Below are 18,071 nucleotides of genomic sequence, written 5' to 3'. Positions count from 1 at the left end.
ACGGCAAAACCTCCGGGTACTGGTCAGGCCAGGCGATAGGCGAAATCGCCATCGCTGCCCAGCTCGATCGCAAGGTGCTGGATCGGCGCGTCCTGGGCCATGCGCTCGAGCACGCGCTGGGCGAGTTCGGGCATCAGGGTCTGGGACAGGATGTTGTCGATGTTGCGTGCGCCGCTGTCGACCTCGGTGCAGCGCGCGGCGATGGCCTTGACCAGCGCCTGGTCATAGCTGAGCTCGGCCTGGTGGTTGCGGGCGAAGCGCTTGGCGATGCGTTCGAGCTTGAGGGCGACGATGCGCTCGAGGATCTGGTCCTGCACCGGGTAGAACGGCACGATGCTCAGGCGACCGAGGAAGGCTGGCTTGAACACATGGTTGAGCTGGTCGCGCAGGTCTTCGACGATCGCCTCGGGCGTCGGCAGCTCGGTGGCGTTCAGGCAGGTCTGCATGATGCGCTCGGTGCCGGTGTTGGAGGTGAGGATGATCACCGTGTTGCGGAAATTGATCTCGCGGCCTTCGCCATCGTCCAGCACGCCCTTGTCGAACACCTGGAAGAACAGTTCGAGCACGTCGGGGTGGGCTTTTTCCACCTCGTCGAGCAGCACCACACTGTACGGCTTGCGGCGCACCGCTTCGGTCAGCACGCCGCCTTCGCCGTAGCCGACGTAGCCGGGTGGCGAGCCCTTGAGGCTCGACACGGTGTGGGCCTCCTGGTACTCGGACATGTTGATGGTGATCAGGTTGCGCTCGCCGCCGTACAAGGTGTCGGCCAGGGCCAGGGCGGTTTCGGTCTTGCCGACGCCGCTGGGGCCGAGCAGCAGGAACACGCCAATCGGTTTGTTCGGGTCTTCCATGCGCGCTCGGGAAATCTTGATGCGCTTGCCGATCTCATGCAGGGCGTGGTCCTGGCCCAGCACGCGTTCACCAAGCAGGGCCGGCAGGCGCTGCACGGTATCGATTTCGTCACGCAGCATCTTGCCCAGCGGGATGCCGGTCCAGCCGCTGATGACCTGGGCGATGGCGCCGCTGTCGACCAGCGCGTGGACCAGTGGCTGGTCGCCTTGCACGCGCGCCAGCTCGGCACGCAGGGTATTGAGCTGTTGGGCGTCGGCATCGTTGGCGGCGTCCAGCGCCTTGAGCTGTTCGACCAGTTCCAGCTCCTGCTGCCACTGGGCATTGAGTTGCTGTTCTTGTTGCTGCTCGGCCTGCAGGGCAGCCTGCAGCGCTTCCAGGCGCCGGGCATGGTCGTGCCCCTTGCCGGCTTCGTGGCCGAGCACGCCGATTTCCGCCTGCAGGTTGTCGATCTGCCGGCGGCAGTCTTCCAGTGCGCCGGGCAGCGAAGATTGCGCCAGGGCAATGCGCGCGCAGGCCGTGTCGAGCACGCTGACCGCCTTGTCGGGCAGCTGGCGGCCGGTGATGTAGCGGTTGGACAGGCGTACCGCCTGCACCAACGCTTCGTCCATCACCGCCACCTTGTGGTGCTCGCGCATCTTGCCGAGCAGGCCGCGCAGCATGTGAATGGCCTTGTCTTCGTCGGGCTCTTCCACTTTGACCACCTGGAAGCGGCGGGCGAGGGCGGCGTCCTTCTCGAAGTACTTCTTGTATTCGGCCCAGGTAGTGGCAGCGATGGTGCGCAACTCGCCACGGGCCAGGGCCGGCTTGAGCAGGTTGGCGGCATCGTTCTGCCCAGCCTGGCCGCCGGAGCCGATCAGGGTGTGGGCTTCGTCGATGAACAGAATGATCGGGTGCAGGCTGCGCTTGACCTCTTCGATCACAGCCTTGAGGCGGTTCTCGAACTCGCCCTTGACCCCGGCGCCGGCCTGCAACAGGCCCAGGTCGAGGGTGTGCAGGGCAACGTCCTTGAGCACCGCCGGCACGTCACCCTGGGCGATGCGCAGCGCCAGGCCTTCGACCACGGCGGTTTTGCCGACCCCGGCTTCGCCCGTGAGGATCGGGTTGTTCTGCCGACGGCGGGTGAGGATGTCGACCATCTGCCGTACTTCGAACTCACGGCCCAGCACCGGGTCGATGCGGCCTTCGCGGGCGCTTTGGGTAAGGTTGACCGTGTACTGGTCAAGTGCCGGGGTCTTGCCGCTGGCCTTGCTCGACGTGCTCACTGGCGCCGCTGGGCTTGCCAGCGGGCTGGCCTGCCTGGACTCGGCGCTACCCTCCACCAGCGCCGCAAGGTTCAGGCGCAGGTCATCGGCGTTGATTTTTTCCAGCTCCGGCGCCGAGGCGATCACCACGCGACGCAGTTCAGCATCGTCAAGCAGAGCCTGCAGCAGGTGAGCGCTGCGCACCTGGCCTACGCCGTATTCGATCGAGGCCAGCAACCAGGCTTGCTCGATCATGCGGGTAATGTGTGGCGACAGCGCCGGGGTGCGGGTATTGCCTTTCTTGAAGGTGCCCAAGGCGGTGACCAGCTGCGCCTGCAGGCGTTCGGCGACGACCTCGTAGTGGCGCAGGATCGGGGCCAGGTCGCTGTCGTTGTTGTCGAGCAACTGCAGCAGCAGGTGCTCCACTTCCACGTCGTAATGGTGCTCCGACAGGCACAGGGCCGCCGCGCTTTCGGTGGCCGTGCGGCTGGTTTCGTTGAGCTTGGCGAACAGAGACTTCAGGTTCACAAGGCGACCCCATCGTAAGGAATGTGGAAAACGGCGCAACGCGAAGGCTCCGCGTCACGACCCGGGCGTTTGAGCCAACCCAGCCAGCCCAGGGCGACATTGCCGCTGCGGCCCAGTTGGGCGCGTGGCACCGCCTCGCGCTTGAGGCGCGGGGCAATTTCGAAATCCAGTTCGGCACCTATATAGAAGCGCACCAGCTCGACCAGCTTGCGGTAGCAGGCGGTGCCCGGCTGGAAGCGCTGGTAGTCGGCCAGGTTCAGCGGGCCCAGCTCGATACGGATGCACGACTGATAGTCCCAGACCCGGTTGCCGGCGACGGCGCTGTGGCCGAGCTGGGCATTGCGGCGGCCAAGCTGGGTGCATTGTTCGGGCTGCAGGTGCAGCCAGCGCCCGGCGAACGGCTGGACCTTGATCGGCAGCGAGAAATAGAAACCGAGCATGCGTTCAAGGTTCAGCGCATTGCGCGGCTTCTGGCTGAGCAGGCCGGCAAAATAGCTGAACAGCTCACGACGCAATGCTGACGGTTGCTCTTCGAACTTCAGCTTCTGGGCGCGCGGCCCGAGGCCAACCAGGTTGAGCAGGTAGCCGTCGAAGCCCGAGGTGCCATTGCGCTCGTGCTCGATGTGGAATTTGTATTTTTGCCAGGCCTCGTAGAACAGCGTGGTCATCCGGTGCGAGAAGATGTCGAGAAACGCATGGGCGGCATCATCGCGATACTGCACGTGGCGCTCGAGCAGCAGCTCGGTGTACGGGCGTGGCAGCACGCCTGACGGCCCGACCAGGCCCATGAAGGTGACCTGCACTTCCGACAGCGGCAAGCCGGCCGGCGACACCTTGCCTTCGCGCTCGAAGTGCAGGTCGCTGACCTCGCTGGCCGGGAATGCCAGCGACAGCTGGGTACGAAAACGCAGCGGGTCTTCGTGCGGCCGGGTTGCCAGGTCCATGCGCCCGGTGCGGCTGTAGTGCAGGCGGAGCAGGCGCACCAATTGAAAGAATTCGAATCGGTGCGGCTCGGCTCGGGCCTGATCGATCAGACCAGGGGCTGATCGCCGGTGCGTGCTGGCCATTGTACGACTCTCTTTTCTCGTTGTTGGGTGCGCAGGGTCAGTTGGGTGAAGCTGTTCATCGAGCAGTACTGGCCGAAGAAGTGGTCCAGCACTTTGCCGAACAGAAACACGCCGCTGCCGATGAACTGGCTTTCGTCCAGGGTCAGGGTGATGCCGACGCCGCGCACGAAATTTGGCCGCGGGTGGCCGATGCGCGCGACCACCGGTTCGCTGCTGATCGCCTTGATGCCGTTGATCTGTTTGCGAATGGCGGAAACATTGCGGTAGTTGTACAGCGACAACAGCTCCAGCAGCACTTCGCGGCCCTGGCTGACCAGGGACAGGTGGTTCAGCGACAAGTGGGCGATCAACCGCCAGATCAGGCCCTTGCCTAAGGGCACACGCACCGTGGCGGTGGGCTTGCGCAGGCAGCGGATATCCTTGATCACCGAGTTGGCGGGAATGGTGAAATCGCCCCGTTCCCCACCGAACGGCAGCATCAGCGGCACGTCGCGGTTGCTGCAGGTAAGGCTAATGCTGAGGGTGTCGCTGCTGGCGTCGATCAGTTCCAGATCGCGGTCGACCACGCGGATGCTCATGGCAGTGGCGTCACCCTGGTTTCGCCGGCGCGCGACCCAGAAGCTGCTGTGTGGGTCTTGCTCACCCCGGGGTTCGAAAAACGGCTGGCAGGTGGCGACCTGGTCGATACCGCCGAGTTTGCGCACCCGCCGTACCCGGTCGATCGAGACCACCTCTGCAGCGTTGTGCAGCCGTGTATCAGGGGTGACCGGGTATTCGTGCTGGGTGTGGGTCAGCTTGATCGGCTCGGCCTGCTGGCGGAACAGGTTGATGATCGGCGTGCAGTTGAGCTTGAAGTTGTTGCGCCCGATGTTCTGGGTCAGCCGCGCCAGGCGCTCGCTGAGGTCATAGTCGGAGAAATAGAAGTTGACCTCTACCTGCTCGATGGCCTTGCCCTGCAGGATGCGGGCAAATCCACTGAGGTCGAAGAACATGAACTTGTCGGGGAAGGTGAAATACTCGTGCAGCAGGCGGTAGCCCAGGAATGAGCGTTCGGAGTAGTCCACCAGGCCTTCGTCACGGGCGTAGCCCACGGTGTTCAGGGCATCGGCCGGCAGCGCCACTTCGCGGCGGCGGCCCTGGTCGTCGAAGCTTAGCGTGGCCTTGGCCAGGTTGTTGAACAGCAGCTCGTACAGCTGCAGCATCAGGGTTGCTTCGCCGTCGAGGAAGAACCGCAGGCGGTTCACGTCCATCTGCCCGAACAGGGCATCGCCCGTGGCTGCCAGGCGGATGCGCAGACGAGCGACCAGGTCGGCGCTGTGCCCGTTGAAGGCCGAACGTTCCATTTCTGTGAACGAGGCCTGCTGCACGGCAATCGGCCATAGCTCTACCGGGTAGCAGGTGCGGAACTTGCACACCACGCCTTCCACGGGATTGGCATGCATCTCGGTGTGGCGCGCCACGCGGTAGGCTTCGGTGACTTTCTCGTGCCTGCCCAGGCTCAGTTCGACAATCGACATCGACGGAGTAGGGCGCAGGTAGTGGGGGTACAGCACCTCGAGGAAGGATTCGACGATTTCCGGAAACTCGTCATCGAGCTTCTTGTGCACCCGCGCAGACAGGAACGAGAACGCCTCGATCAGGCGCTCGGTGTGCGGGTCTTCGCAGTTGTCGCCCTCGATCAGCAACCGCGAAGCGATCTTCGGGTACTGCGCGGCAAACTCCTGGCCGAGAAAGCGCAGGTGCGACAGTTCCTTTTCGTAGTAGGGCAGCAGTTCGTCGAGCATCAGTTGAGGTTCTGCACTTTGTATTCCTGGGTGTTGACCTGCAGCACGGCGTCGAATGACACCTGGCGGCTGATGTCCTGCAGACGCAACACGGCGTCCACGCGGAAGGTCAACATGCGATGGCCGTTCTGCTGGGCCAACAGCTGAACACGGACCCGGCGAAAGCGCCGGTCTCCGGTGCTGATCGCCCGTTCCAGCTGTTGCTGGATCAGGCGACGATCGTGCGGGTCGAGCACGCTGCGGCTGATGAAGTCCGGCATGCCGTATTCAAGGATGGAGCCACCGAGCTGGCTGAAGCCGTCGAGCTCTTCGGCGACCAGGGACTGGCGGGTGTTCACCAGTACTTCGAGGTCGCGGACGATGCTGGCCTTGTACTCGGCCAGCGAGCAGGTGCGCTGCGCTGCGGGCTCGGCCGACTGGTAGGGACGGTCGTCCAGCAGTCGGTCGAGCAGCGAGGGCAGCAGGCGGGCCTGGTTACTCATGTGTCATCCCTGTACACAACGGCCTGTCAGCCGCGCGCGCCCTGTGGCAGCTCGGCAACCAGCCGCAGCGAGGCGGTCAGTTCATCCAGCTGGTAGTGCGGGCGCAAGTAGGTCACGGCCTTGTACACGCCTGGCTTGCCGGGCACTTCGAACACCTCGGCGCGCGCTTCGCGCAGCGGGAACTTGGCCTTGGCCTCCTGGCTGGCGGTGTCGTCGAGCAGCACATAGCTGGCCAGCCACTGGTTGAGGAAGCGCTCGACATCCATGCGCGAGGCAAAGCTGCCGATCTTGTCGCGCATGATCGCCTTCATGTAGTGGGCGATGCGCGAAGTGGCGAAGATGTATTGCAGCTGGGCCGACAGGCGTGCGTTGGCGTTGGCGATGTCGGTGTTGTACTGCTTCTGTTTCTGCGCCGACTGGGTGCCGAAGAACGCGGCATAGTCGGTGCCCTTGCAGTGCACCAAGGGGATGAAGCCCAGGTCCGACAGCTCTTTTTCGCGGCGATCGGTGATGGCGATTTCCGTCGGGCACTTCAGGGCGATTTCGCCGTCGTCGGTCTTGAAGGTATGGGTCGGCAGGCCTTCGACCAGGCCGCCACCTTCCACGCCGCGGATGGCCACGCACCAGCCGTAGCGGGCGAAGGCGTCGGTGACGCGGGTGCCGAGGGCGTAGGCGGCGTTCATCCACAGGTACTTGTTGTGGTCGCGGCCATCGACGCTTTCGACGAAGTTGAATTCTTCCACCGGCGTGGTATCCGGGCCATACGGCAGGCGACCGAGCACGTGGGGCAGGGTGAGGCCGACGTAGCGCGAGTCTTCCGAGGCGCGGAACGACTTCCACTTGGCGTATTCCACGGTGTCGAAGATCTTCGCCAGGTCACGCGGGCCGGACATCTCGGTGAACGAGTCCCAGCCGAACAGCTCGGACGAAGCGGCCGAGATGAACGGCGCGTGCGCCGCCGCCGCGACATGCGAGATCTCTTCGAGCAGGTACATGTCTTCGGGGTTGCGGTTGAACTCGTAGTCACCGATCAACATGCCGAAAGGCGCGCCACCGAAGGTGCCGTACTCTTCTTCGTAGACCTTCTTGAACAGCGCGCTCTGGTCGAATTCGCTGGCGGCCTTCAGGTCGCGCACCAGGTCTTTCTTCGAGGCATTGAGCAGGTGGATCTTCAGCGTGGTGCTGGTCTCGGTCTGGTCTACCTGGTATTTCAGGCCGCGCCAGGAGGCTTCCAACTGCTGGAACTCGCGGGCGTGCATGATCTCGTTCATCTGCTCGGAGAGCATCGCGTCGATTTCGGCGATACGCGAATCGAGCACGGCGATCAGGTCCTTGCTCGGGGTCATCTCACCCTCGAGCACCTGGTTCACCAGTTCGCCAATCAGGTCGCGGGTGCGGTTGCGCTCGGTGTCGGAGCGGGCCACGCGGCTTTGCGAAATGATGCTGTCGAGCAGCGAGGGCTGTGGTGCGAAGTTTTCCACTTCGACCAGGTCGCCGGCCTGTTGCGGTGCGGTTTGCTTGTCGGTCATGTTCGGGCTCCTGCTCAGGCGCGATCGTCGCTGGACGGGTCTTTCACTTCGGCTTCACGGCCGAATTCCTTGCCCAAGGTCTTGAGCTTTTCGGTGTTCTGCAGCACGTCCATCAGCAGCTCTTCGAGCTTGTCGTTGCCGCCCATCTTGTTGCGCAGGTCGGCCAACTTGTTGCGCACTTCCAGCAGCTTGCGCAGCGGCTCGACCTGCTTGACCACGTTCTGTGGCTCGAAGTCTTCGAGGCTGTTGAAGTTCAGCTCCACGCCCAGCTGGGTACCGTTCTTGGCCAGGGTGTTGTCGACGCGGTAGGTCAGGCGTGGCTTGATGCCCTTGAGTACACCGTTGAAGTTGTCGCGGTCGATGTACACGAACTTGCGGTCCTTGAGCTTGGGCAGCGGCTCCAGCGGGTTGCCGGAGAAGTCACCCAGTACGCCGACGACGAAGGGCAGCTCCTTTTTCTCGATGGCATCGCCGATGTCCACGTCGTAGGTGATATGGACCCGAGGCGCGCGAACGCGGTCGAGTTTGTGCTGAGTGCTTTCCTTCTTCGCCATCGTGTTCTCCAGTGCGAGCAATTCGCTGCGAATCATTGCGCGGCCCGGTGCCGGGCGCTGCGCGTTACAGTCCTTCGATCGTCAGCAGCAGGCGCTGACGGATTTCGTCGTTCATTTCCAGGATGTTGTCCCGGCCTACCAGTTCTTCGAAGCTGGTGTTGCCGGCAATCTGCGTGCTGCTGCGGATGACCGAGTCGTCGGGAAGTTCCGAGCGCACCGGCGAGCTGATGACGCAGAACGGCAGGTCGCCAAAGCCCTTCAGGCGCTCGAAGCTCAGGCCGTAGCGCAAGCCCTCGAACAGCCGCCCAAGGCCAGGCGACTTGCTCAGGCAGTAGAACAGCACCAGGTAGTGCACCACGAAGCGGTACAGCTCGGCGCTGCTGCGGTTGGGGTCTTTGATGACATTGCGAAACCGCGCCAGGTCAAAGGCGTGGAAGCCCACAACCCAGCGGGTCGGGCTGGTGATGCGGATGACCTGGCCGCTGTGTTCCAGGGTCTTGTCGTATTCCAGCGGGAACAGTTCGGGGGTGGTGCTGATCAGGTTCAGCGGTACTTCCAGCTCGGTGACCAGCTGGAACGGCGCGGCCGAGCCGATACGTTCGTAGAGTTCGACCAGGGCCTGGAAGTGGCCCTGGGTTTCGCGTCCGCTGCTGCGCTGGGCGCCTTGCAGGTATTCGCCAAACAGGGTTTGCGGACGGATCAGCGGTGCCACGGTGGCAAGGTAATCCGCCGCCTGCGCCTTCAGCGCATCGGAGATCGCCCGCGTCTGGCTACGCAGCTTGATCAGTGCTTCGACATCGAATGTCTGTGTCATTGGTGCATCGTCCATGTGCCTGCTTGATCGTCCTGAAACGCCGGTGGCGTGGACCTGAAAAATCGCCTTTCGGCTGCAGCGAATTTGGGTGCTGGCATATGAATATTGTGTTGCCAGCAATGCCGAGTAGGGCACCTCGCTGCGGAAGAAGTTCCGGCGAGGGGGGCGATTTTTTCCCCGTTTTGTGACGCTGCGCAATAATGGCGCTGTGATATTGACAGCGTGTCTTGGGCGCAGGAGATGGGGGCTCAAGCCCTAAAGACTGGGTACGAAAGGGGCTGGAAAGCGATTAAAATCGTTGGCAAAAGTTTTTTTCAAAAAGTGAATCAGTTCTCATTTTGTGCGCCGGCCGCGTGCGTGCAGCGGGGTGGGGTAACGCGTCAGGATGATGGCAATGCGACCGGTTTCGTCGCGTCCGGCGGGGTAATTGCCTTGTTCAAAATCTAATAGCTAGCGCGATGCCCGTAGGAGCGGGTTTACCCGCGAATAGGCCGGACCTGCCGGCCACTATCCTTGATCATTCACCGTCACAGCCGCCACCGCATTCGCGGGCAGCTTGCCCGCAAACACCGGCGCAGCCGGTTTCATTCAACTCAGCGACCATCGACCTGTACGCAAACGTCTCTGCCATCGATTGCCTTACATGGCCAATTGTCGTTGATGTAATGATCCGGCTTGAAGCACACCCGTTCATCGTTAACCCAGAACATCTGCCAACCGGAGCCCGAGATCCTGAGCTTCGGGCACGACCAGTAGTCCTTTGCCGAAAGCGTGGCTGTGGTCAGCGCAATCATTGTCGGAGCGACGATAACCATCAGCACAACCGTCAGTTGCAGCGAGCGTAGCTGGAACCCGTACAGCCAAGAGGTTTTCGGTGGGTCAAACTTCCGACCGGTCCATGCGGCGATCAGGCTGGCAACGATCAGGCAAGGCCCCAGGGGAATGAATGCAATCATGAAGAAAGCTTTGAGTGGTGTTTCCACGACCGGCGCATTACGGTAGATCCGGCCGTAGAGGGGCACGATATCTGTCCATAAGGCGTACACCGCCAGTGCTCCCATGGCGAGCATGGACAGCATCAGACCGATGGCCGTAAGCCGGAAAAGAAAAGGGGACCTTACGTAGAGTTCGGGATGGTCTTTCATGTGTGCCTGAGCATTCCCTGGCTGCCGCGGATCAAACCGGCATGGCTGAACAACAGGTTCAGCACGTTATCACAGGACCAGGCACTGGATTGCGCTCAGGGCGCATTGCCTGGTCTGGCGATTGATGATTGCAGTAGGCACGACGCCGGAGTTTCAGCGGCGCGATCAGGGGCATGTTAACGATCTGGTCTGCGGTGGTCCTTTCCGCCTGGCGCCTGGTGAGTGGACCGACGATACCAGCATGGCCCCGTGCCTGGCGGACACCTCTGGATGGGTGTGAAGTCAGGCGCAGAGCCCACTGTTCTCATGACAGGCGTGCGCGGCAATGAAGGCAATTGAGCATCGCTGCACGGTTTCGTGGCTGGCCGCATCCCGCAAGTGCCATTACGGCCGCGTTCGCGATGGCCATTTGCCGGAATTGGCCAGTGGCGAAAAATTTGAACCAATCCACGTTATGAAACATTTTTCTCCGCCAATGGAGCTGATGAATCAGGTAGCGAGACAGTTCGAGTGGGAGCTGTCAGGCATGGGCGCTGATCGATACCTCAAAAACCTGCTGCGACGGGCCATTCGGCGATTGCCGGGTCGCCTCCGGGCGCCAGTAAGGAAGATGAAGGGTGGCGATATGACATTGCCTTACAGGGCGGTATCGCCCGGTTTTCCTAGGCCGGTAGCGAGTTGACAGGACAGCTTTTGCCGGTGTTTCCTTTGGGCCTTTCTGCCTGCCTGGCATTCGGGAATGTGAACCCTGTCGCATTTATTTCAATGCATGATGGCACTTTCCTTTCTGCAGGCAGTCGCATGATTCCGCAAGCACGCGCGTTATGCGCGCATGCAGAATACGCCCGCAAGATCAGGGTTGCAGCTGAGCATCGCAAGCGCGTGCTGGCCGTGTTTTCAAGGAGATTTCGCATGATCATGGACTTGGCCTCCGCGCTGCTGTCGCCACAGAACCGCCGCCTGTTCAAGTTTCACAACCTCGCCAACCCCGAGCAGGAGCTGCTGCTGGAAACCTTCAAGGGCACCGAAGCCCTGTCGCGGGCGTTCAACTATGAACTGCTGCTGGTCTGCGAAGATTCCGGCGTGCCGCTCAAGTCCATGATGGGCCAGCATGTCAGCATCGAGATCGAACTGGCCGAAGGCGGCCCGCGGTACATAACCGGCTACCTCACGCGCTTTGCCAGCATCGGCAGCGACGGCGGCATGGCACGCTATACCGCCACCCTCAACCCGTGGTTCTCGATGCTGAAGAACCGCTTCGACACGCGGATCTTCCAGGGCAACACGGTCGAGGAAGTGGTCACCGAAGTGTTCGCCCTGTGCCCGGCGTTTTCCCGCCACGAGTTTCGCCTGACCCGGCCACAGAAGCGCTACACCTACATCACCCAGTACCGCGAAACCGACTTCAACTTCGTCCAGCGCCTGCTGGAGGAAGAGGGGATGTTCTACTACTTCGAGCACACCGCCGAAGGCCACACCATGATCATCTGCGATGACTCCAGCACGCTGGTGGCCATCCCCGAGCAACCGCAAATCCGCTTCCACAGCGCCTCCGTCACCGAGACCGCCGACTCCATCACCCAGTGGAGCGGCAACCGTCAACTGCAATCCGGCAAGATGGCCACGCAAACCTTTGACTACCGCCAACCGAACAACCGCCTGCCGGTGGCGCTGAACAGCGTGAACAATCAGGGCGATGTCGAGAACTTCGAGATCTACGACTTCCCCGGCCAGTACACCCACGGTACCTATGACGAAGGCGAAACCCTGCTGCGCCTGCGCATTGAGGCGCTGGAGCTGCGCGGCAAAAAGTTCGAAGGCGCCAGCAACTGCCGGGCCATGAAGCCGGGCTACACCTTCGAACTGCTGCAGCACTACATCCACGACCAGGGGCCGGTAGAAGACCGTCAGTTCCTGCTGATGAGCGTGGAAAGCGAAGGCCACAACAACTACCTTACCGGCCAGCAGGCCAGCTACTTCAACACCTTCAGTTGCGTGCGCAAGAAGATCCCGTTCCGCCCGCAACTGAGTACGCCCAAACCGACCATTGCCGGCCCGCAGACCGCGATCATCGTCGGCCCACCGGGTGAGGAGATCTTCACCGACGAACTGGGCCGGGTGAAAATCCAGTTCCACTGGGACCGCAATGGCAAGTACAACGACCACAGCTCGTGCTGGGTACGTGTCGCCCAGTCCGGTGCCAGCGGTGGCTTCGGTAGCATCCAGATTCCGCGCGTAGGCGACGAAGTGGTGGTGGTGTTCCTCGACGGCAACCCGGACCGGCCGCTGATCATGGGCAGCCTGTACAACAGCACCAACACCCCGCCATGGTCGCTGCCGGCGAACAAGACCCAAAGTGGGTTCCTGACGCGGTCGATGAAGGGCGACGGCGGTACCGCCAACTTCTTCCGCTTCGAGGACAAGGCCGGCGCCGAGCAGATCATCATGCATGCCGAGCGCAACATGGATACCGAGATCGAGCTGGATGAGACCCATGATGTGGGGAATAACCGCTCGATTACTGTTGGTGGTACGCACACCGAAACGGTCAAGAAAGACACCGTGGTGCAGGTGACCGAAGGTTCCTACACCCTGCAGGTCGACAACCAGTTCATCCAGGTGGCCGCCAAGCAGCACATCATCCTGCAGGTGGGCGACAGCAGCATCACGCTGACCCCGGAAGGCATCGAGATCAAAGGCAAGGTCATCGTGACCACCAGTACCGACACCACCCAGATCACTGGCGCCGCAGTGCGGATCAACGACTGAGGCAAGGTTCATGTACAAGCCCTCGATCTACGACCGCCTCTCCGCCAGGCGCGCAGCGCAAGAGGAGGCTGTGCGGCTGGCCAGTCTGGCGGAAGCTGCTCATGTGCCGGAGCCTGTGCCCGAGCCGAAAACGGTGCCAGCCGTGTTGCAGGATGTAGCCAGCGCTTTCACCTTCGCAGGGTTCTCCTTGCAGTTTCCGCTCGGCTTTCGTTTTCGCGACATCCAGACCACCCTCGAGCATGAAGGCGAGCCGGTCAGCCTCAGCATCCGCCGCCGTGATGTACGCGCCAGGCAGCCGCTGGAGCAACTGTTCCAGAGCGCAGTCGAGGCTTTGCGCGAATTGAACCCGCAACTGCGTGTGATTCGCCAACGTGACTGCCTCCTGGCTGGGAACCCGGCCAAGGTCGTGGACTTTCACTTCAATGCCGGCCACGAGCCTCGGCACGGTCGCCTGGTCGGCGCACTGGTGCCCATCGCCGGCAGCGATTCGCTGCAATGGCTGGATATCTCCAGCGTGATCGACCCCAGCAAGCCCGGCCTGAGCCAGTGGCTGGCCGAGTTCGACCGCATGCTCGATGGCTTCGCGCAGGGCTGACCCCGATTTTTTCGCTATCAGGAATTTTCATCGCATGGATTACGAATTACAGGAAGGCGGCATTGCGCTGCCGGCAGGTTTCGAGGACCGCACGGTCAACATGTTCGTCCTGGGTGCCAGTGTCCCCGCACCCTTGAGCATCACCATCTCGCGTGACACCTTGCTGCCGGACGAAGCGCTGCAGGCCTATGTCGATCGCCAGGTCAAGCTGCTCACCTCCAAGCTGCGCGGCTACACCCGCATGGGCAACAAGGCCGTCACGCTCTCGGTTACCGCACCCATTGCCGGTATCCAGATCGACGCCTATTACATGAATCAGGGCCGCCCGCTGTACCAGCGCCAGGCGGCCTTCATCATCAGCCCCGGGCGTGCCCTGATCTTCTCCACCACTGCACAGGCCGACTTCAGTGCCCAGCAGAACCAGGACTGGGACAACCTGTTGGCCAGCTTCACCCCGCGTGCCCCGTCCGAAACCAGCGCCGAGTCCGGCGAACAGGAGTAACCCCTCATGTTCGAAGCGGCCAGGTTCGGCGACGAGATATCGCACACCAGCGCGCTGGGGGGCTTCCTGATCGGGGCCGCCCTGGGGATTGCGCTGGTGGCCACGGTGGCCATTGCCACGTTCACCTGCGGGTTCGGCGTGGCTTTGCTGGCCGGCCTCGCAGCCGGCATCGGGGGCAGCTTGCTGACCGCCGCCGGAGAGGCGATAGGCAGTATGTTCTCGTCCCCCTCAGGGACGATAACCACTGCCTCACCCAACGTGTTCATCAACAGCCGCAAGGCCGCCCGCGTCGAAAAAAGCATCGGTGCCTGCGACAAGCACCCGGGGCCGGTGCAGATTGCCGAAGGCTCGACCAACGTCTTCATCAACAGCGTCGCCGCCGCGCGCAAGGGCGACAAGCTGACCTGCGGCGCCACCATTTCCGGTGGTTCGGACAACGTCATCATCGGCGGCGGCACCTACCGTTACCTGCCCGTGGACGATGAAGTCCCGGAGTGGCTGCGCACCACCGTGGATGTGCTGATGGCCATCGCCGGTGCCGCAGGCGGTATCGCCCAGCTGATCAAGGCGGGTACCCAGGCCGGCATGAAAGCCGTCATGCCTTGCGCGCTGAAGTTCACGGCCGGCTTCGTCGCCGGTGAGGTGGCCAGCCGTTACGTGGTCGAACCCGTGGCCCGCAAGGCTATCGGCGGCCTGGTCGGCAACCCCGTCGACCTCACGACGGGCCGCAAGCTGATCCCCGATGAAATCGACTTCAGCCTGCCGGGCCTGATGCCGATCGAGTGGTCGCGCTTCTACGCCAGCGACCTGACGGTCGACAGCGTACTCGGCCGCGGCTGGGTGCTGCCCTGGGAGCAGAGCCTGCGCCGCCAGGGGGCATTCATCTACCTCACCGACAACCAGGGCCGCGAAGTCCCGTTCGTGACCCTGCAACCGGGGCAGCGCATCTACAACCCGCACGAGCAGGTGTACCTGGTGTGTACCGAGGGTGGCCACTACATCCTGCAGACCCTCGATAACCTGTTCTTCTACTTCGGCGAAGTGCCAGACACCAACACCGAAGTGCCGCTGCAGCGTATCGAGAACGTCCTCGGCCACTTCCTGCACTTCACCCGCACGCCCGACGGCACACTGACCGACATCAGCGCCACCGGCGGCACCCGCGTGCACCTGCACTACGACAACCCGCTGGGCCGCCTGACCGACATCAAGCGCGTGGTGAACAACGAAGCGGTGGAAACGCTTACCCAGTACCGCTACGACGAACACGGCCAGCTGAGCGCGGTGATCAACCGCAACGGCGACACCGTGCGCAGCTTCAGCTACGCCGACGGCCTGATGGTGACCCACAGCAACGCGCTGGGGCTGGGCTGCCACTACCGTTGGCAAACCCTGGGCGACAAGCCACGTGTGGTCGAGCACTGGACCAGCGACGGCGAGCACTACCACTTCCGCTACGACCTCGATAGCCGCACCAGCTGGGCCACCGACGTACTTGGCCGCGAGTTGGAAGTGCAGTACAACGCCGACCACCGCGTGGTCGCCAGCCGCGATTATGGCGGCGAGCGTTACGCCATCGAGCTGGACGAAAACGGCAATATGGTTGGCCTGACCTTGCCGGACGGTAACCGCCTGCAATTCAAGTACGACGAATTCTCCCGCTTGCTCGAAGAGACCGACCCGCTCGGCCGCAGGACCACCTACGAGTATCACCACCTGACCACACTGGTGACCCAGGTCAGCTACCCGGATGGCAGCACCTGGCGAGCGCGCTACGACGACAAGGGCAACCTGCTCGCCGAATTCGATGCCCTCGGCCAGATGACCGAGTACCTGAACAGCGATGACGGCCTGCCGCACACCATCATCGATGCGACCTACAAGTCCAAGTACCTGTGGTGGAACACCCTGGCCCAGGTCGAGCGCTACCAGGACTGCTCGGGCAAGAGTACGTACTACCGCTATGACGAGCGCCAGCACCTGGTCGCGGTAACAGACGCGCTGAACCAGACCACCACGCTGGCGCGCAAGCCCGACGGCGAAGTGCTGCGCATCAGCCACCCGGACGGCACCACGGAAAGCTTTACCTACAACGTCTACGGTCAGGTGCTCAGCCACACCGACGGCAAGGGCCAGACCACCCGCCTGATGCGCACCGCCCGTGGCCTGCCGAGCAGCCGCCAGGATGCCAAGGGCCAGCGGGTTCGCTACGAGTACGACAAGGCCATTCGCCTGACCGCGCTGGTCAACGAGAACAACGCCACGTACAGCTTTGCCTACGACGCTTCGGACCGGCTGAGCGAAGAAGTGCGGGTGGATAACCTGACCCGGCGTTTCAGCTACGACGTCGGTGGCCATCTCACACGACTGGATGAGATTGGCTATGGCGAGAATGCCGAACGGCCCGAGCGCCATACGCTGTTCGAACGTGATGCCATTGGGCGTTTGGTCGCCAAGATCAACCGTGATGCGAGCCAGACATTCGCATACGACGACGGTGACCGGTTGCTGAGCATCGAGCGGCAACCGAGCGGGATCGGCAAGCAGCTTGGGATCACGGAAGAAAAGCTTGAGTACGCCTACGATCTGCTCGGTCGGCTGACGAAAGAAATCACCTCCGCCGGAACGCTTGGCTACGAGTACGACCCACTCAGCAACCTGACCACGCTGACCCTGCCGGATGGGCGCAAGGTCAATCACCTGTATTACGGCAGTGGCCACCTGCACCAGCTGAACCTGGATGGTCAGGTGATCAGCGACATGGAGCGCGATGACCTGCACCGCGAGGTGTACCGGACCCAGGGCAAGCTCACCAGCTGCTTCGGTTATGACGCCATGGGGCGCAAGGCCTGGCAGTTTGCCTCGACCTTGCCGGCCTACAAGCTCTCGCAAGTGCACAACACCGGTGTGAATACCTCGTTGCTGGTGGAGCACGCCTACAACCCGATCCACCGCCGTTATCAGTACGACCCGGCCGGTGAACTGGTGCGTACCCTCGACAAGCTACGCGGCGAGATCAAGTACGAGTACGAAGCCAACGGCCAGTTGCGCAGCCGTGATACGGGCTCGCTGGTGGGCAGCGAGGAGTTCCGCTACGACCCGGCAGCCAACCGCCTGGACTTCAATGCGCGGCAGTTCGACAAGGTCAAGGACAACCGGATCAAACAGTGGCGGGATCAGGAGTATCGCTACGACCCGTGGGGCAATCTGGTCGAGAAACGCTCGGGGCACAGCAAGCTGCAGCACTTCGCCTATGACTGTGAGAACCGGCTGGTTAAAGCTGAAACGTATGTCGGTGACAGACTGGAGAGCACCGGGCAGTACCGGTATGACAGCCTGGGACGGCGGGTGGCCAAGCAGGCTGAAATCAATGGCGAGGTCGAGCAGAAGCGCTTTCTCTGGCAAGGCTTGCGAATGCTGCGTGAGGAGACGCCTGGGCAGAGCATCCTGTACCTGTACGAGCCGGGTAGCTATGCGCCATTGGCGCGGGTTGATCAGGTTGAAGGGGAAGGGCAGAAGGTCTATTACTTCCATACGGACCAGATTGGTACGCCGCTGGAGCTGACGGACAGTGACGGCAAAATCGTTTGGCAGGCGACGTATCGCTCTTGGGGGGAGATAGAGCAGCTGACGGTCAACCAAGTTATGCAGCACATGCGCTTTCAAGGTCAATACTGTGATCTTGAGACAGGGCTGCATTACAATGCTTATAGATATTATGATCCACAAGTTGGCCGTTTCGTAACGCAAGACCCGTTGAGTATCGACGGCGGAATGAATCTCTATGGGTATGCTCTAAATCCGATCCTATGGTTGGATCCACTTGGGCTATCCTGCGGGTCCGATGCGAAAAAACTTGCAGACAGCCTCGGTAGTAAACCAGTAGGTGGAGGGCAGTATGACGCGCATCACATCATAATGTCCAACTCAAAAGACGCCAGAATGATAGCTTTGAGAAAGCAAATGAAAGAACTGGGGATCGATATCAATAACAGGAAAAACGGTATCTGGTTGCCAAATACAGAATCTGCTAGAGTTCCCGGAACACTAGCGACGCCACACAAGGGGGCTGGCATACATGGAAATGCCTACAAGCAACATGTGTATGATACATTGGCTGGCAGAACAACTAAGAAAGATTTTTTGAGTGGACTCGCAGAGCTCAAAGAGCAATTAAATAGCGGTAAAACTTTTGCTGTTAGGAGGTAG

12 protein-coding genes and 1 pseudogene are annotated in these 18,071 nt (G+C 61.9%); 5 read left to right on the top strand and 8 right to left on the bottom strand.

Annotated elements, in window-relative coordinates; all coding sequences use genetic code 11:
- Positions 1–23: 23 nt before the first annotated feature.
- The 8 genes from tssH to I8746_RS02095 all read right to left on the bottom strand — a co-directional run bounded on the left by tssH (position 24) and on the right by I8746_RS02095 (position 9,996).
- Positions 24–2,621 carry a type VI secretion system ATPase TssH gene (gene tssH, locus I8746_RS02130; protein WP_012052412.1) on the bottom strand — a complete coding sequence of 866 codons (2,598 nt, stop codon included), beginning with the start codon at positions 2,619–2,621 and terminating at the stop codon, positions 24–26.
- Positions 2,618–3,688: a type VI secretion system baseplate subunit TssG gene (tssG, locus tag I8746_RS02125; protein WP_012052411.1), complete on the bottom strand. Its 1,071-nt coding sequence runs from the start codon at positions 3,686–3,688 to the stop codon at positions 2,618–2,620. Before tssG ends, tssH begins: the two co-directional genes overlap by 4 nt.
- Positions 3,652–5,472 carry a type VI secretion system baseplate subunit TssF gene (gene tssF / locus I8746_RS02120; RefSeq protein WP_221099996.1) on the bottom strand — a complete coding sequence of 607 codons (1,821 nt, stop codon included), beginning with the start codon at positions 5,470–5,472 and terminating at the stop codon, positions 3,652–3,654. Before tssF ends, tssG begins: the two co-directional genes overlap by 37 nt.
- The gene (gene tssE / locus I8746_RS02115) at positions 5,472–5,954 is read right to left on the bottom strand and encodes a type VI secretion system baseplate subunit TssE (RefSeq protein ID WP_003248355.1); all 483 of its coding nucleotides are present in this window, start codon (positions 5,952–5,954) and stop codon (positions 5,472–5,474) included. The genes tssF and tssE overlap by 1 nt, the downstream gene beginning before the upstream one ends.
- 26 nt (positions 5,955–5,980) lie before the next feature.
- Complete coding sequence (gene tssC, locus I8746_RS02110; RefSeq protein ID WP_003248356.1) at positions 5,981–7,483, bottom strand: type VI secretion system contractile sheath large subunit; 1,503 nt, start codon at positions 7,481–7,483, stop codon at positions 5,981–5,983.
- A gap of 14 nt (positions 7,484–7,497) precedes the next feature.
- Positions 7,498–8,037 carry a type VI secretion system contractile sheath small subunit gene (tssB, locus tag I8746_RS02105; protein WP_003248358.1) on the bottom strand — a complete coding sequence of 180 codons (540 nt, stop codon included), beginning with the start codon at positions 8,035–8,037 and terminating at the stop codon, positions 7,498–7,500.
- 64 nt (positions 8,038–8,101) lie between these two features.
- On the bottom strand, positions 8,102–8,851 hold the full coding sequence (locus I8746_RS02100; RefSeq protein WP_028697263.1) for a hypothetical protein: 750 nt from the start codon (positions 8,849–8,851) through the stop codon (positions 8,102–8,104).
- Positions 8,852–9,444: 593 nt separating this feature from the next.
- Entirely contained in the window at positions 9,445–9,996 is a 552-nt protein-coding gene (locus I8746_RS02095) for a hypothetical protein (RefSeq protein WP_221099986.1), read from the bottom strand.
- Positions 9,997–10,011: 15 nt separating this feature from the next.
- Here I8746_RS02095 and I8746_RS27035 point away from each other — a divergent pair.
- The 5 genes and pseudogenes from I8746_RS27035 to I8746_RS02075 form a co-directional block, all read left to right on the top strand.
- Positions 10,012–10,261 (top strand): annotated as a pseudogene (locus I8746_RS27035) (ADP-ribosylglycohydrolase family protein); the annotation flags it as partial.
- 647 nt (positions 10,262–10,908) lie between these two features.
- A complete protein-coding gene (gene tssI / locus I8746_RS02090; protein ID WP_012052408.1) occupies positions 10,909–12,765 on the top strand; it encodes a type VI secretion system tip protein TssI/VgrG in 1,857 nt (618 codons plus the stop codon).
- 10 nt (positions 12,766–12,775) lie between these two features.
- Positions 12,776–13,360 (top strand): hypothetical protein, encoded by a 585-nt coding sequence (locus I8746_RS02085; RefSeq protein ID WP_121783550.1) that lies wholly within the window; start codon positions 12,776–12,778, stop codon positions 13,358–13,360.
- A 34-nt stretch (positions 13,361–13,394) separates the two neighbouring features.
- The gene (locus I8746_RS02080; protein WP_003248404.1) at positions 13,395–13,862 is read left to right on the top strand and encodes a DcrB-related protein; all 468 of its coding nucleotides are present in this window, start codon (positions 13,395–13,397) and stop codon (positions 13,860–13,862) included.
- Positions 13,863–13,868: 6 nt separating this feature from the next.
- Positions 13,869–18,071: an RHS repeat-associated core domain-containing protein gene (locus I8746_RS02075; RefSeq protein ID WP_221099975.1), complete on the top strand. Its 4,203-nt coding sequence runs from the start codon at positions 13,869–13,871 to the stop codon at positions 18,069–18,071.

Origin of the sequence: Pseudomonas sp. USTB-Z (assembly GCF_019691255.1) — a bacterium.
GTDB lineage: Bacteria > Pseudomonadota > Gammaproteobacteria > Pseudomonadales > Pseudomonadaceae > Aquipseudomonas > Aquipseudomonas alloputida.
Note: the sequence above shows the minus strand (reverse complement) of the source record. Positions and strands in the feature narration are given on the sequence as shown.

Coding starts and splice junctions, on each gene's coding strand:
- tssG (WP_012052411.1), bottom strand. CDS start 3,688: ATGGCCAGCACGCACCGGCGATCAGCCCCTGGTCTGATCGATCAGGCC.
- tssF (WP_221099996.1), bottom strand. CDS start 5,472: ATGCTCGACGAACTGCTGCCCTACTACGAAAAGGAACTGTCGCACCTG.
- tssE (WP_003248355.1), bottom strand. CDS start 5,954: ATGAGTAACCAGGCCCGCCTGCTGCCCTCGCTGCTCGACCGACTGCTG.
- tssC (WP_003248356.1), bottom strand. CDS start 7,483: ATGACCGACAAGCAAACCGCACCGCAACAGGCCGGCGACCTGGTCGAA.
- tssB (WP_003248358.1), bottom strand. CDS start 8,037: ATGGCGAAGAAGGAAAGCACTCAGCACAAACTCGACCGCGTTCGCGCG.
- I8746_RS02100 (WP_028697263.1), bottom strand. CDS start 8,851: ATGACACAGACATTCGATGTCGAAGCACTGATCAAGCTGCGTAGCCAG.
- I8746_RS02095 (WP_221099986.1), bottom strand. CDS start 9,996: ATGAAAGACCATCCCGAACTCTACGTAAGGTCCCCTTTTCTTTTCCGG.
- tssI (WP_012052408.1), top strand. CDS start 10,909: ATGATCATGGACTTGGCCTCCGCGCTGCTGTCGCCACAGAACCGCCGC.
- I8746_RS02085 (WP_121783550.1), top strand. CDS start 12,776: ATGTACAAGCCCTCGATCTACGACCGCCTCTCCGCCAGGCGCGCAGCG.
- I8746_RS02080 (WP_003248404.1), top strand. CDS start 13,395: ATGGATTACGAATTACAGGAAGGCGGCATTGCGCTGCCGGCAGGTTTC.
- I8746_RS02075 (WP_221099975.1), top strand. CDS start 13,869: ATGTTCGAAGCGGCCAGGTTCGGCGACGAGATATCGCACACCAGCGCG.